At 37.0% G+C, this 15,416-nt stretch carries 13 protein-coding genes; 7 read left to right on the top strand and 6 right to left on the bottom strand.

Annotated elements, in window-relative coordinates:
* Window positions 1–16: 16 nt before the first annotated feature.
* Window positions 17–406, bottom strand: a complete 390-nt coding sequence (locus tag J2Z80_RS00140; RefSeq protein ID WP_028306834.1) for an RNA polymerase sigma factor — start codon at window positions 404–406, stop codon at window positions 17–19.
* A gap of 152 nt (window positions 407–558) precedes the next feature.
* The gene (locus J2Z80_RS00135; RefSeq protein ID WP_038002252.1) at window positions 559–768 is read right to left on the bottom strand and encodes a hypothetical protein; all 210 of its coding nucleotides are present in this window, start codon (window positions 766–768) and stop codon (window positions 559–561) included.
* 272 nt (window positions 769–1,040) lie between these two features.
* Here J2Z80_RS00135 and J2Z80_RS00130 point away from each other — a divergent pair, with 272 nt between their 5' ends.
* The 7 genes from J2Z80_RS00130 to J2Z80_RS00100 all read left to right on the top strand — a co-directional run bounded on the left by J2Z80_RS00130 (window position 1,041) and on the right by J2Z80_RS00100 (window position 9,198).
* Complete coding sequence (locus J2Z80_RS00130; RefSeq protein ID WP_028306832.1) at window positions 1,041–1,268, top strand: helix-turn-helix domain-containing protein; 228 nt, start codon at window positions 1,041–1,043, stop codon at window positions 1,266–1,268.
* Window positions 1,269–1,284: 16 nt separating this feature from the next.
* Complete coding sequence (locus J2Z80_RS00125; protein ID WP_209452566.1) at window positions 1,285–2,523, top strand: ABC-three component system protein; 1,239 nt, start codon at window positions 1,285–1,287, stop codon at window positions 2,521–2,523.
* A complete protein-coding gene (locus J2Z80_RS00120) occupies window positions 2,507–2,749 on the top strand; it encodes an ABC-three component system middle component 7 (RefSeq protein WP_014451309.1) in 243 nt (80 codons plus the stop codon). Before J2Z80_RS00125 ends, J2Z80_RS00120 begins: the two co-directional genes overlap by 17 nt.
* Complete coding sequence (locus J2Z80_RS00115) at window positions 2,724–4,361, top strand: DUF2326 domain-containing protein (protein ID WP_028306830.1); 1,638 nt, start codon at window positions 2,724–2,726, stop codon at window positions 4,359–4,361. Before J2Z80_RS00120 ends, J2Z80_RS00115 begins: the two co-directional genes overlap by 26 nt.
* Window positions 4,362–4,381: 20 nt before the next feature.
* The gene (locus J2Z80_RS15335) at window positions 4,382–5,203 is read left to right on the top strand and encodes a DNA methyltransferase (RefSeq protein WP_209452565.1); all 822 of its coding nucleotides are present in this window, start codon (window positions 4,382–4,384) and stop codon (window positions 5,201–5,203) included.
* Window positions 5,204–5,445: 242 nt separating this feature from the next.
* Window positions 5,446–6,690, top strand: a complete 1,245-nt coding sequence (locus J2Z80_RS15330; RefSeq protein ID WP_209452564.1) for a DNA methyltransferase — start codon at window positions 5,446–5,448, stop codon at window positions 6,688–6,690.
* Complete coding sequence (locus tag J2Z80_RS00100) at window positions 6,691–9,198, top strand: DEAD/DEAH box helicase (RefSeq protein ID WP_209452563.1); 2,508 nt, start codon at window positions 6,691–6,693, stop codon at window positions 9,196–9,198.
* A 203-nt stretch (window positions 9,199–9,401) separates the two neighbouring features.
* On the opposite strand, the gene rlmD is transcribed toward J2Z80_RS00100, so the two are convergent.
* The 4 genes from rlmD to pyk all read right to left on the bottom strand — a co-directional run bounded on the left by rlmD (window position 9,402) and on the right by pyk (window position 15,407).
* Complete coding sequence (gene rlmD, locus J2Z80_RS00095; protein ID WP_209452697.1) at window positions 9,402–10,766, bottom strand: 23S rRNA (uracil(1939)-C(5))-methyltransferase RlmD; 1,365 nt, start codon at window positions 10,764–10,766, stop codon at window positions 9,402–9,404.
* A 101-nt stretch (window positions 10,767–10,867) separates the two neighbouring features.
* Window positions 10,868–12,979 (bottom strand): glucan 1,4-alpha-glucosidase, encoded by a 2,112-nt coding sequence (locus J2Z80_RS00090; protein ID WP_209452562.1) that lies wholly within the window; start codon window positions 12,977–12,979, stop codon window positions 10,868–10,870.
* Between the two features lie 209 nt (window positions 12,980–13,188).
* Entirely contained in the window at window positions 13,189–13,611 is a 423-nt protein-coding gene (locus tag J2Z80_RS00085) for an acyl-CoA thioesterase (protein WP_209452561.1), read from the bottom strand.
* Window positions 13,612–13,655: 44 nt separating this feature from the next.
* Window positions 13,656–15,407: a pyruvate kinase gene (pyk, locus tag J2Z80_RS00080; RefSeq protein ID WP_209452560.1), complete on the bottom strand. Its 1,752-nt coding sequence runs from the start codon at window positions 15,405–15,407 to the stop codon at window positions 13,656–13,658.
* Window positions 15,408–15,416 lie beyond the last annotated feature (9 nt).

Here is a 15,416-nt window from a genome sequence, read left to right as displayed (position 1 = left end):
AGTAAAAGTAAACCCCCTAACTCAAAATTTTTTTTAGTTTTTCATGGATCTTTTTCATGCGGTTTGTAATAGCCATCTTACTGACCCCTTCTTCTCGTGCTATTGAAGCAAGGGATTCATTATTGAAGTACACCCTTCGTACCAGTTCTTTTTGCTGTGGGAGAAGACTATCGATGGCTTTTAGCAATGTCTCATTTTCTTGAGTTCTTATGTACTCTGCGGCAATGTCGGTATTGCTTGCGAAAATCTCTCCCTCATATTTCATTGCATCAAGTGATGTATGTCGGCGAGTCTCTTTATGGTTAATGTTGTATTCCTGACGGTCAAGTTCGACCAGAATTTCTCCCCACTCTTCAGATACTTCAATTTCAATGGTTTCAGTGTTGAAGTGATATTTGATTTTCATTTTTCTCAGCTCCTTGAATTTCAGATTTTTGAAATCCGCAGGAGCCGAAAATCCGTAGAACAAAAAATGACGGCCGGGATAATTCTCTGGTATGAGAATTAATCCTGGCCGTCATGCAGCTCCGCGGATTTTCTATTTAGTTGATTAACGTCTTATGCTGCGCAGACATAGCTTTCTACATGAAAAGCAGCATCATTTATTCGTTTGATTATTGTGACAACCCCATCACGTTCAATCTTCAATGTTCCTCCGATAGGTATCTGTGTGCTGGTTTTACATCGTTTATATGCAACTTCTACAAGACCTGTGGCTGCGTCAGCTTTACAGACTAAGCGACCATTGAAATCGCGAATATCTTTCATGAGTTACCCTCCTTTTTCTTAAATTACAGCTTTGTTCCGCCGTCTATCTAAATTTTATTAATTCGAGCACCTGAAGTCCTCGGCTATGACTCCGCTGTTACTCCGCTGAAACTCCGCAAATCTCCATTTATTTTTGGAACAAAACTAACATAAGCGTTTGTAAAGCCGAAGTTTGTATATATAAATAACTAATTGTAATTTGTATAGTTAATTGCTATAATAATAAATAACCTGTTGGGAATACCATCCAATAGTGCTTGGAGGCGATTAAAATGGCATTTAGTTATAATAAACTTTGGAAACTATTAATTGATAAAAAGATGATGAAAAAAGATCTGATGGCGATGACGAATTTAACATCGACAACAATAGCGAAGTTGAGTAAAGATTTGCCGGTAAGCATGGATGTGTTAGGAAGAATCTGTAAAGCTCTTGATGTCAACATAGGCGATATTGTCGACTATGTTGACGACGATATTCCAACCAATAAAACAAAATAACAGGAGGGCGCAATACATGAAGAAGCTATGTTTTGGCACTTTTGCAACAATTTTAAAGATTTGCATGGCAAAAAGAGTAACACAAAAGCAATTGTGCGGTACCATGCTGCTTTCTATTGCGCCTACTTATGATATTCGCAGCGATGATGGCACCGTTTCAGATTTGATATTAGGTAAAAAAAATCTTTCACCTGTTGTAACCGATGCTGCTCCGGATGTAGATGCTCGTGATATTTCGGTTTTCTTTAAGGAGAAAGTCCTCCCCATGTTGGATAGTAATAAAAATAGCCTAATAGTTCTTGCATTGAAGGACATCATTGCTTCTGATGACACAATCGAACCTGAAACAATTGTTGAGAAAGTAAATAACATGACAAAGAAGGATATTGTTAGCTGTAATTCATTTGTTCTGGAAGACTTTCTTGCCGGAATATTTCTTTATACAGTACTTAATGTCGAAAACAGGAATTGTGAAAATAGTGTAAGAGAGATAACCGATGAGTACATACAATCCTTTGAAACTCAAAAGAAAAGCATTAAATTTATTACAACTTACAATAATTTTTCTATGGAAGCCGCTAATGAAGTTGCGATCGATGCTCGAGCTTTGGTGCTACTAGCTGAAACAGGCGGCAGATGCCAAAAGTGCGGTAGAATTCTTGGTATAAAAAAAGAAGGCAACGATATTAACTACGCTAAGATCGTTCGCCTTTCAGAAACTGACGATATTATTCTATGTGTTGACTGTGAACGCGAAATTCGAAATTTATCTGAAGAAGATAAATTGGCTTTATTATCCGACAAGCATGACTTAGAAATACTTGTTAAGGCAAGAGATGCTACATCAAGACATGAAATAGAAAAGCAAATTGAACAAGTACTTCGAGAAGTTGATCTAATGGATGTTACAGCCGATACACAACTCAAAATGGAACCTATTAAGGTTGAAAATAAAATTACTGAAAAACGCCTGAAAGAAAGAGTGCTTTTTGATGTTAGACAGTTTTATGAAGGAGTAAATGATACATTAGATCGGTTAGCCGGAGAAAATAAATTAAATGTGGATAGATTTGCTAAAAGTATTAAACGGATGTATGAAGATGCTAGTGAATCACAGATTTCACAAAGTGCTATTTACAACCTCCTTGTTGAGACATTATTTGAAAAGACCGGTCGTAAATACAGAGAGGCTTGTGAGATAATAATCTCCTACTTCGTGCAAAGGTGTGAGGTGTTCGATGAGATTACCAAATAAAGTAACATCATATTCAAACAGTATTATTGCGCTTTTTCCAGGTATTTTAGAAGCATTGTCACAGCAAGATATGTCCCCAAAAGAATTATTTGAACGAACCATGCCACGCCAAAAAAACATGGCTGATTTTCTAAGTGCTTTAGACTGCTTGTTTGCATTAGGCAGAATTAAACTAATTGAGGAAAAGAGGGTACTGCGCTATGTTAAAAGAGATACGATGCGATAAATTTGCTCCAAATCATCAAGTGATAAAACTTAATGAAGGATTAAACACGGTTTTGGGCAGTTCCAGCGGTACTAATGCAATAGGAAAATCAACATTTCTGTGGGTTATAGATTATGCATTCGGCGGTGACAGATACTACTCCATGTCGGATGATATAAAAAAGGAAATAGGCCCACATACCATCCATTTCACTTACGAGTTTGAAGGACAACCGTACTATTTTTATAGAAGTACTGAAGATACTAAAAATGTATATCGAAGTGATAAGGACGGACATTTTATTACAAAATTGACACTTGATGAATTTCGTAGCTTTCTATTTCAAGAATATAAAGTTGGTATCCCCTCTCTTACATTTTCAGATATAACTGAGCGTTTTTTCCGCATTTATGGGCGCGAAAATACGCTTGAAAAGTATCCATTACTTGTAAAACCTCGTGAACAAGATGAAAAGGCAGTCGATTTTTTATTAAAACTTTTTGGGCATTATGAAATTCTATCTGCGATTAAGAGCATGGAAGAAGAACTTGGGATTAAATTTTCGCAGCTCAAATACCGCCAACATCAGAGAGTGGATATAGAAAAAATCGAAACCAATCAAAAAATGATCGAGTCTTTAAAGAAAAGGCTTCAAAAATTAATGAAAAACAACGAAGAAGCGCAATTAGCAGTTTTTGGGTTTGATACACATACATTCGAACAAATAACTGCAATTCAAAAAGAATTGAATAGTTTTATTCGCAAACGTAATCGCTTGCAATCGCAGCTTAATGCTATTACGAGCAATATAGCTGATAGTAAGGCCGAAATCGCAAGTGAATTTGATTCATTGTTACACTTTTTCCCAAATGCTAATATAGCAGCATTTGAAAAGATTGAATATTTTCATGAGAAAATTAGAGAAATTTTAGGCGAAGAGATGAATCAGGAAATTGAGCGTTTGCAGCAAATAATTGATCAATATGATAAAGAAATAAATCGCCTTAATAGAAAAATTAAAGAAACTGGCTTAGCTAAGGAAATGTCAGAGAGAATACTATCACAGTGTGTTAATGTGTCTAAAACAATTGATAGACTTGAAGAAGAAACGGCGGATTTAATTCGTCAGAAAGAGCTTCAAGAAGCTCGCATTGAAGCGGAGAGGAAATTAAAAGATTTGCTGCTGCAACAAACCGAAATAATACATGAAATACAAGATAACATTAACCTACGAATGAAAATGATTAACGACGTAGTAACTGAACAGCAGGAAATCGCCCCACTTTTGCAGATAACTCCTCAAAAGGAAATTATATTTGAAACACCCGGAAACACAAGTGAGGGAACCGCTTTCAAGAGCCTAGTTATATACGATTTAACTATACTTGAACTACGTCCAATCCCTGCACTTATCCACGACTCCAATATCCTTAAACGTATTGAGGATATACACTTAGAACATATATTGGAACGTTATCAATCCAGTAATCGCCAGGTTTTCATTGCGTTTGATAAAGCTGATTCTACAACTGAGAAAGCGCACAAGATTTTAGAAGAAACAGCAATCTTGCGATTATCAGATGGTAATGAACTATTTGGTCGTTCGTGGAGTAAATACGAATCGAATGATTAAATATTAGGAGGATGAAAAATATGGCTGCAATCAATGATTTACTGCGTCAAATTCCTGACACTTCTTTGCGTGATCGATTAGAACAGGAATTTGCCCGCTTATCAAAAAATAAAAAATTTGGTCTTGTATTTGAAGAGCACATTCCTGAATGTACTCCTCTTTATGATGTTCCTGTAAAACGTGGCTCGACGGTTGCACTCAAAACAGGTCATATTAACGATTTGTATACGGTGTTAAAAATAGAAGAGGATATTGCCCTTTGCCGCAACAAAACAACAGGTGATACTAGAAATATCCCAGTTTCGGAGTTGGTTTCAGTTGCTCAATTTGGAGAACCTATTTTCCCCATGCTTCAGCCAATTGCTGCTGTAGAGAATGCACGTGACAGTAATTTATGGCACACTATTATTGAAGCAGATAATTACCACGCTCTCCAGTTATTAGAATATTTATATCCAAAGAAAGTAGACTGCATTTATATAGATCCACCATACAATACCGGTGCTCGGGATTGGAAATATAATAATGATTATGTTGATTCCACTGATAATTGGCGTCATAGTAAATGGCTATCCATGATGCAGAAACGTTTAAAGATAGCAAAAAGAATACTTGCTGATGATGGTGTTTTGATTACTACAATAGATGACAATGAATATGCTCATCTATGGATTCTCCTTCACGAAATTTTTCCAAACCTAACTCATACCTGCATAACCATTCAGCATAATCCCGGCGGAACTCAGGGCAAAAAATTTTCTGTGACTCATGAATATGCAATATTTTCATATTCATCAGAAAGTACTATTTTTCGCAAGCAACATACTGGTGGAGATGTATAAATTTAAGACGTTGGGGAAGCACTTCAGGTCGCTACGAAGGTGCAACATGTTTTTATCCAGTAATTCTAGACTCTAACTATAACATCATCGGTTTTGGTGATTTACTCGATGAAGAGTTACACCCTACAGCTCAAGTAGAATATAATGCAGATGGTACAATTTATGTTTGGCCAATTGATAAGAATGGCATTGAAAAGAAATGGCGATATGGACGTGATACCGTAGAATCAGTAAAAGATAGAATGTTTATTGAAAAAAGAGGAAATCGAATAGAAATTATTTTACGTAGAGAAAGCGAACCTCCAAAAACGGTTTGGACTGATCCTTTATATAATGCAGAAGCCCATGGTACAGATATGCTTAAAACCATAATTGGTGGCGGTTTTTCTTACCCAAAATCACTCTATGCTGTCCATGATGCATTGTTATTCGCTGTATCAGGAAAGAAAAATGCTTTAATTGTCGACTTTTTTGCTGGTAGTGGAACAACGCTCCATGCGGTAAATTTACTAAACGTAGAGGATAATGGTAACCGTCGTTGTATTTTAGTAACAAATAACGAAGTATCAGACGCAGAATCAAAAGCTTTACGCGAACAAGGATATCAACCTGGCGACCCAGAATGGGAAAAACATGGTATATGTCGCTCGGTTACTTGGCCTAGGATAAAATATAGTATCCTTGGAAAACGTGATGATGGCACTATCCTATCAGGAGAGTATTACACAAACCAAACAGTATCAAAAGAGGTAGAGCGTTCATTCTATCAGCTTGGCTTTATTGATAATCCTACGGAACTAACAACTAATGCAAAAAAGCAGCTTGTTTCTTTGCTACGCGGTAAGGATGGAAAGTCGCAATTACCACAATCATTAGTCAAAGCAGATAGTAAATTCATTGTTTCGGATAAACATTCGGCGACGATCTTGTTTGATGTAAATGCTGTTAATGAATGGCTGGAAGCTTTAGAAGATCAAGACCACATCACAGACTTTTATATAGTGGTAAAATCTGCTGCCACTTTCAAGGAAATTAAAGCACAGGTATCAAACTTGCTCGGTCCAATGAATGTAACATTGCAAGTTAAACGTCCCATGAGCGATGGTTTTCCTGCAAATGTTGAGTATTTTAAACTAGGTTTTTTAGATAAAAACAGCGTATCACTAGGTCAACAATTCCGCGAAATATTACCATTGCTTTGGCTAAAATCCGGTGCTATCGGCCGGAGGCCAGAAATAAACAGCGATGAAGAACCAGATATGTTAATTCTTCCTCAAAACGGCTTTGCAGTTCTGGTTGATGAAACAAAATATGCCGAGTTTGCAAAAAAGATTTCAGAAGTAAATAATATTAAAGTGGTATATTTTGTAACAAACTCGGAGGAAGCTTTCCGCGAAATGACTGATGGCATAAAAATAAAAAATACATACCAACTATACCGCGATTACATTGATAACTTTGTGTTGGGAAGTAGGAGGGATTCATAAATGAGAGTTACTTTATTTCCATTTCAGGAAACGGCTCTTGCAGAATTGCATGAGAAAATTAATAAAGCTCATTTAATGTGGAGCGAAAAAGACCCTCAGGTAATATCGTTTTCCGCACCTACGGGTTCTGGAAAAACTATAATTATGACTGCACTTTTTGAAGAAATCCTATATGGAGGTTCAGATAATATCGGCGATCCGAATTCAGTATTTGTTTGGCTTTCCGATTCGCCGGAACTTAACGAGCAAACGCGATTAAAAATTGAAAGCAAATCAGACAAAATTCGTGTACGGGACTTAGTAACTGTAGATTCAAACTTTGATGCCGAGTATTTGGAGGGTGGACGTATTTATTTTATTAACACACAAAAACTCGGTTCTGACAAGTTATTAACAACTAAGTCCGATACAAGGCAATATACAATTTGGGAAACACTCACAAATACAGCTAAACGCATTCCCAAACAGTTCTATGTGGTCATTGATGAAGCACATAGAGGGACTTATACATCTGCTCAAGCAGAAAATAAAGCACAATCCATCATGCAAAAATTCATCAAAGGTAGCGAAGAAGACGGACTTTGTATTATGCCTTTAGTTATCGGCGTGACCGCAACACCCCAGAGATTTGATAACTTAATTGCTGGGACTACTTCGACAGTACAAAAAGTTATTGTTCCACCTGAACAAGTACGTGAATCGGGGCTTTTAAAGGACAGAATCATTATTCATTACCCAGATATCCAACTTGGTGCCGATATGACAATGTTCAAAGGTGCAGTCGAAAATTGGCTTAATAAATGTGCTCACTGGAAAGCTTACTGTGAACGTGAAAATGAGAAAATGGTAAACCCTATCCTTGTCGTCCAAGTCGAAGATGGTAATGAACGAGAAATAACCCGTACCGATTTAGGGATTTGTATCGATTTGCTGGAAGAGGCAATGGTACGCAAGTTATTGCCCGGTGAAGTGGTACATACCTTTAATGATTATGGTACGATCAAAGTGCGTGACGTTGAAATTCATCAAATTGAAGCTTCTAGAATCGAAGACGAAGAAAATGTGAAGGTTGTGTTCTTCAAAATGAACCTTTCCACAGGTTGGGACTGTCCTCGTGCTGAAACAATGATGTCATTTCGTAGCGCGCAGGACTATACCTACATAGCACAGCTTTTGGGGCGTATGATTCGCACTCCTTTGGCAAGAAGAATTGCCTCCGATGCTGAACTTAATAATGTAAGTCTGTTTCTTCCATACTTTGATAAAGATACAGTAAAAAATGTTGTTAATGCTCTACATGATAGTGAATCGGTTATGCCCACTGAAACTGGTACAAATAAAGAGCTTATAACACTCGGGCGCAACCTCGCTTATTCTGATGTGTTTGATTCAATGGATAAGCTCATTACATACCGCCTGGATTCATCCCGCAAGCAAGCACCGCTTAAGTTATTAATACAGCTTTCTAGAGCATTAACAATGGATGGTATTGATTTGGAAGCACAAAAAGCCGTTAAAAATGCAGTTTTATCAAAAATGGACGAAGAAATTGCTCGCATAAAAGAAAGTGGTGACTTTGATGGTCGAGTTGCTTCAATCACTGGATTTGCTCTTAATACGCTAACATTTGACTATGGAGAAAATGCTTATTCATTTGATGAAGCTACACAAACCATGACTGTTACCGAATTTGACATTTCTCGACATTTTGAACAAGCTGGAAGGATATTGGGAGAAGGCTTACATAAGGAGTATTGGATTCGCCACAGTACCCGAGACCATATCGAAGTAAAGATTGAAGTCATTGTGCTTACAAGTGATACTGCTGCTATGGAGCGAATAAACGCCTTTGCAGAAGAGAAATTTATTAGTCTATATGAGAATAATAAACGCTCTATTGCAAGATTAAATGAGGCTCGAAAAAACATCTATGAAAGATTAATAAATGCTTCCGTTCAACCAATAGCTATTCCTTGGGTATTGCCAGATTCAATCGATTTTTCAGTTTCAGATAACAGTATAAAAATTGATCGACACCTCTATTGTTCTGAGGATGGGACATTCCAAGCATCACTAAACCCATGGGAAAAGGGAGTTATTGAAGAAGAACTAAAAAACGGTGCCGTTTGCTGGTTACGTAATCTTGATCGTAAAAAGTGGTCACTTGAAATCCCATATGAGGTCGGCGGTGTTATCACTTCTATGTTTCCTGATTTAGTGGTAGTGAGAGCTGATGCACAAGGTTACATTTTTGATATTCTAGAACCACACGACCCCAGCCGTAAGGACAATTATCCCAAGGCAGTTGGCCTAGCAAAATTCGCAGAGAAACATTGGGATAAATTTGGAAGAATTCAACTTATCCGGCAAAAGAAAGGATTAGACGGTCGTGAACATTTCTATAGACTTGATATGGCAAAAGTAGCTGTTAGAAATAAAGTTCGTGGCATTACATCAAACGAGGAACTTGATAGAATTTTTGATACGGATGCTGAGCGAGAAGATTAAATTATACATCCATCCTGTATCCTCAACCCCCTGTAAAAAAGGGGGTTATCTAATCTGGTAACTCAACTATTAATTTTCGGGACGGTTGATATGTTCCCGCAAACAATAAAAATAAGGGTTTCCTGACATTGCCACATCCAGCAGATCGGCCTCGAGAAAAACTAAATGTCTGGAAACCCTTTATTTACAAGCTTTTCAGTTTTTTATTTCTCAACCTTTGACATCAATGTCACGCACTCCACATGATATGTGTATGGAAACATGTCGACCGGTTGTACTTTTTTTGTTTTATATCCATTGTCTTCAAAAATCCTTAAATCCCTTGCCAATGTAGTCGGGTTACAAGAAACATAAACTATTTTTTTAGGATTCATCTCTATGGACGTTTTCACAACCTCTTTGTCCAGGCCTTTTCTTGGTGGGTCAAACACTATGACGTCAGGATTTAGTCCTTTGTCAAAAAGCTTTTTCATGACGTCTTCTGCCTTTCCAGCGATGAATTCTGCATTATATATTCCGTTTATAGCTGCATTTCGTTTCGCATCTTCTACAGCGTCTGGTATTACCTCTATCCCATAGACTTTTCTTGCATGTTCTGCAAAAAATATCGATATCGTGCCTATACCACAGTACACATCAAAGACTGTTTCATCACCTTTTAAATCAGCATATTCCAGCGCTTTTTCATACAACACTTTAGTCTGAACAGGATTTACTTGAAAGAATGACAAAGGAGATATTTCAAACTTTTTGTCTCCAATAAAATCAGTAATATACCCATCGCCATATATGACAATATTTTCGTTTCCCATAACTTGTTTCCCGCGGTTTCTGTTTACATTTAAAACAATGCTTTTTACATTGTCAATATTTCCTTTAAGCCGACTTATAAGTTCTTTCTTGTGTGGAATGTCTCTGCCATTTGCCACAATGATAACCATGACTTCTTTTGTTGCAAAACCAATCTTTGTTATAACATGCCTTAAAAGCCCTTTCCCAGTTTTCTTATCGTAAACTGCAATCTTATAGTCGTTTGCCCATTCTACAACGGTTTTCATCACATCGACACTGACGCTATTTTGAATCATGCAGGAATCTATGCTGATCACTTCATTTGATTTAGATGCGTAAAATCCACCTTCTACCATGCCATTTCTAAAGCTCAATGGATATTCCGCTTTATCCCTGTAATGCAGTGGGTCAGACATGCCTATCGTATCAAATACAGAAGCATCAATTTTCCCAATTCTTTTCAAGCTTTCTTCAACAATATGTTTTTTAAATTCTAACTGTCCGCTGTATGTTAAATGTTGAAGCATACAACCTCCACATTTATCAGCATATTGGCATTTAGGCATAATTCTTTCCTGTGATGGCTCTAATATTTCTTCTACATGTGCATTTAAATAATTTTTATGTTTTTCATCAATTTTGGCTAAGACCTTCTCTCCTTTTAAAGCGCCTTTTACAAAAACAGCAATTCCATCTAATCTTCCGACGCCCTGGCCCTCATGCGCCATATTGTCAATGAATACTTCGTATATATCGCCAATGTTTAAATTTCGCAACAATTATCACTCCAAATTAATATTTTCACATACACAATTATACCCTATTTAAACAATGAAAAACAGATTTCCCGGATATAGTCATCCGGAAAATCTGTGTATCACTTCGAAGCATACCTTTTATAAACAATGTCTGGCATGTCAAGCACTTTATGTTCTATATTCGATGCAAATAATATTACGTATTCGGCATGTGCCCAATTAAGCGGTGATGCTGAATCTGTAGGAAGTCCAGTATCTTCCCATACTTGCTCAGATATTATGCCGCTTTCATTTGCAAAGTTCTCCATGGCTTTTACATAAGATGTCGCATCTTTTCCTGCAGCAATCTCGTACATGCCTCTCTCACCTGTAAGCAGTGGCCACAATCTTCCCTTCCCTGTCCCATGATATAGTTCTGTCTTAGACATCTCACCATATCCATCATGATTATATCTGTACCACGACGGTCCTTTCGGTGTATCGACCTTAATAGTGCTATCAACAACTCTTAACGTATTTAGTATTTTAGGGTCATCTGCTGATTTTACTCCAAGCCTTACAAGTTCAAGAAAACTTGGATCTACGATTTCTTTTTGGTCGTATACACCACCGCCATTCGCTATGCTTATCATGAAATCGGCATTTGGATCTGGAAGTCCTGCTATCCTTATATAGTATTGACCATTTCCCAAAGGACCTTTTTCTGTGTAAGTTAGGCTGTCAATAAGCCTTTGCCAGTTGTCCGCCTTTTCTTGATACTTTTTAGCAGATTCAAAATCCTTATTTTCTTCAGCTATATACGCAGCACATGTAAGTCCTGCTACTTCTGAAGCCAGCGTCGCTGGTGAATATCCTCCTATTTCTTCCCATCTTTCCTGTCCCGTCTTAGGGCCTATTTTCACGATGAACTCCGCCAAAGGCTTAACAAGGCTTTCATAGAGATCGTATCTTTTAAGCCTGTAGCTTAATATTATTGGGTCTGCCTGCTCATCAAGCTGTATGCCTGTCCAATAAGGCTTTCCATTTATCCATGTATTTTGAGGAATCATTCCATTGTCTTTTACTACTTTGACTAAATAATCCAGTGCTCTATTTGCTGAATCAGTATCGCCAGCAACAATAAACGCATTCGCTACATGGTACAGATCTCTTGACCATACGAGATGGTAACCACCGATATTGTCATCTTCTTGACCATCACCCCACGGAATAGATAGCGATGCTATATAAGCACCTTTGTTTGTCTTGTCTTCGCTAGCCTTTAATATCATCATGCTGTTAAAATACAGTGAATTTGCTTTTCCGCCAAAGTCATTAAGGCTATCGCAATACTTCTCCCATTCGTCTATATACGCCTTCTTTAAACTACCATAATCATCATTTAAAGTTTCCATGTTTGTCCTTACCGCTTCATTTTCACTTTGTCCGAAAGACAATACGATTTCAAATTGGCTGTTTTTCTTAAGGTCTATCTCCGCACCTTCTATTATGTTGCCTCTTGCACTGTCGTAATTGTAAGTCATCTGCATGTTTTTATACAGATCAGTTTCAATGTCATTTACTTTATAATACCCTATTGAATATTTTTTCCATCCTATGTCAGATGACAATGCAGTGTAAATTCCATCTCTTTCAGCAATTAGCGCAACATTGCCATTTGCCTTAACTGCATATCCTTCATTGTATTTGCCTTGATTTTTTACATGAGGATCACATATTACATAAAGCCTGTAATCATCAATTTTGCCTTTTAATGCTTCAAATTTCGTCTTAATTATGAGAGAATTTCGCTTTACATCAGTAAATACTTCTTTAGTTATCATATATCTCCCATCTTTATCTGTGTTAATGATTTTATAACCCAACGATTTTTCAGTGAACTTTTCTACTTTGGTCATCGTGTCTTTTGTCTCATCAGAGACAAACGATTTCCCATCTGTCACAAAAAATTTAATATCTTTTACATCAGCAGTATCTATAGTAGGATAATATACCTCTGATATGGCGCCATCTGCAAGTGTAAACCAAACTTTCGAAGTATAATTGTTTGCAGTCCCTACACCTTGTTTCTGAGCTTTTGCCCATGTATCGGCCTCTCCCGGGCCATTTACTGCTTGTGTATTATTCAATCTCTCAATTTTTATATTTGATATGTTATTATTAGCACATCCACTTAATACGCTGGATGCAAAAAATAATACCGGTAAATATTTTATAAACTTCCTTTTCAATTTCATCGCCTCCAATAACATTTTACATTATATCTGATATTTGTGCAACCGTTTTTGCTTCAAATGTAAAAAAATAGGGCAAAATGCCCCACAGTACAATCGGCTACCCTTACCATTATAACCAACTTATTCAATTATATTCATCGCCTGAAAAAATTTTTTTGTCGCCACCTCTCGCTATGTTTGCAACATACCTTTTAAGCAATTTCTTAGCGATCGCCATAATATTTATTAAGCATTTCATATACATGAGGTAAAACTTTTTTGATATTTACAGGCTTTTTATCTAAAGTAGTAAATGGATGCTCCGTCATTCCCTGCGCCAAAAGCCTATTGTCATTTTCTCTTATGATATCATAGGCAAACCTTATTCTGGTTCCTTTCAAAAAATCTATCCTAGTCCTGATAATAATGACATCATCGTACTCTGCAGACCAAACATATCTGCAGTTTGCTTCTATTACAGGTAGCATAATTTTATTATCTTCAAGTTCCTTATATGTCATACCTAAAGAGCGGAAAAATTCTGTCCTACCTATTTCAAACCAATTTAGATAATTAGCATAATACACTATGCCCATCTTATCTGTTTCACCATAACGGACCCGAATTTTAGCATCATATGTATACATAAATTTTCACCTCAAAAAAGTAAGACAAGAAGAAATCTTCCTGTCTATTTTATATTTACTATTCCCTTATACACTAAGCCTCTCGCTGCATCTAGCGTAACAGTCATGCCATCTTTCAGTTTTGCAGTAACTCCTTCACATCCTACAATTACAGGCAATCCATAGTTTAATCCGACTATTGCAGCATGTGATGTAAGGCCTCCTTCTTCAGTTATTATCGCCGACGCCTTCTCTATTATAGGCATATAATCTCTTTCTGTTTTTTGTGCAACTATAATATCTCCTTCTCTAAACTTATCTTTGTCTTTATACGGATCTCTTATGATAGATACAACACCGCTTATCGATTTCGTACCTATACCCGTTCCTTTTACTATCACATCGCCGACTATATGGACCTTTAACATATTTGTTGTACCTGTCGTAGCAACTGGTATTCCCGCAGAGATTACAACAATGTCACCATTCCGAATTAGACCTTCGTTTAAAGCAGTATTTACCGAAACTTCTATCATTTCATCTGTAGAGTTGACTTCTTGTGATATCAAAGGATGTACACCCCATACAATACTAAGCCTTCTCGCTACATCTTTGTTTGGTGTTACCGCGATTATAGGAGCTGACGGTCTGTATTTAGATACCATTCGTGCAGTGTAACCTGATATCGTAGATGTGATAATTGCAGTTGCACCTATATCCCTTGCGGTAGTGCATGTTGCATGGCTTATAGCGTTTGTCATGGAAATATTGTAGTCCACATTCTTGTCCAAATTTTCTTTGTAATTTATATACGTCTCTATTTTTTCAGCTATCTTTGACATTGTTTTAAATGCTTCTACAGGGTATTTTCCTTGGGCCGTTTCACCAGAAAGCATTATTGCATCAGTACCGTCTAATATAGCATTTGCTACATCGGTAACTTCTGCCCTTGTAGGTCTTGGATTTCTTATCATAGAATCAAGCATTTGAGTGGCTGTGACAACTGGCTTACCTGCTTTATTGCACTTCTCAATTATTCTTTTTTGAACAATCGGTATTTCTTCTATTGGTATTTCTACACCTAAATCTCCACGAGCAACCATTATGCCATCTGAAACTTTTATAATCTCGTCTATATTCTCTACACCTTCACGGTTTTCTATCTTAGAGATGATGAGTATGTGACCTGCATCATTGTCTTCTAATAGCCTTCTTATTGCAATTACATCCGCAGCCTTTCTAACGAAAGATGCAGCTATCATATCAATGCCCTTTTTTATTCCAAACTCTATGTCGTCTACGTCTTTTTGCGTGATAGCAGGCAAATTAAGCTTTGTACCCGGCACGTTTACACCTTTATGATCTCCAATCGTTCCAGAATTTTCAACTGTACATACTATGTCTTCGCCTTTTACATCGTTGACTTTTAAAGATACTAGACCATCATCAATCAATATGTGAGAACCTCTCTCCACATCTTGAGGAAGGCCTTTATATGTCACAGAACAAATAGTATTATCTCCTTCAATATCCCTTGAGGTTATTGTAAATGTCTGTCCTTCTTTTAATTCTGCAACACCACCCTTAAATTTTCCTGTTCTTATTTCCGGTCCCTTCGTATCAAGCATAATAGCAATCGGTAGCTGAAGCTCTTCCCTAATCTTCTTTATATTGTCTATTCTGCTTCCATGTTCTTCATGATCGCCGTGAGAAAAATTCAATCTGCAAATATTCAGGCCACTTTCAATTAGTTCTCTCAGTATCTCATATTTCTCACTTGCAGGACCTATCGTGCATATTATCTTGGTTCTACGCATATCTTCACT

The organism is Thermoanaerobacterium butyriciformans (genome assembly GCF_017874545.1).
Classification (GTDB): Bacteria; Bacillota; Thermoanaerobacteria; order Thermoanaerobacterales; family Thermoanaerobacteraceae; genus Thermoanaerobacterium; species Thermoanaerobacterium butyriciformans.
This window is presented reverse-complemented; position numbering and strand designations above follow the sequence as displayed.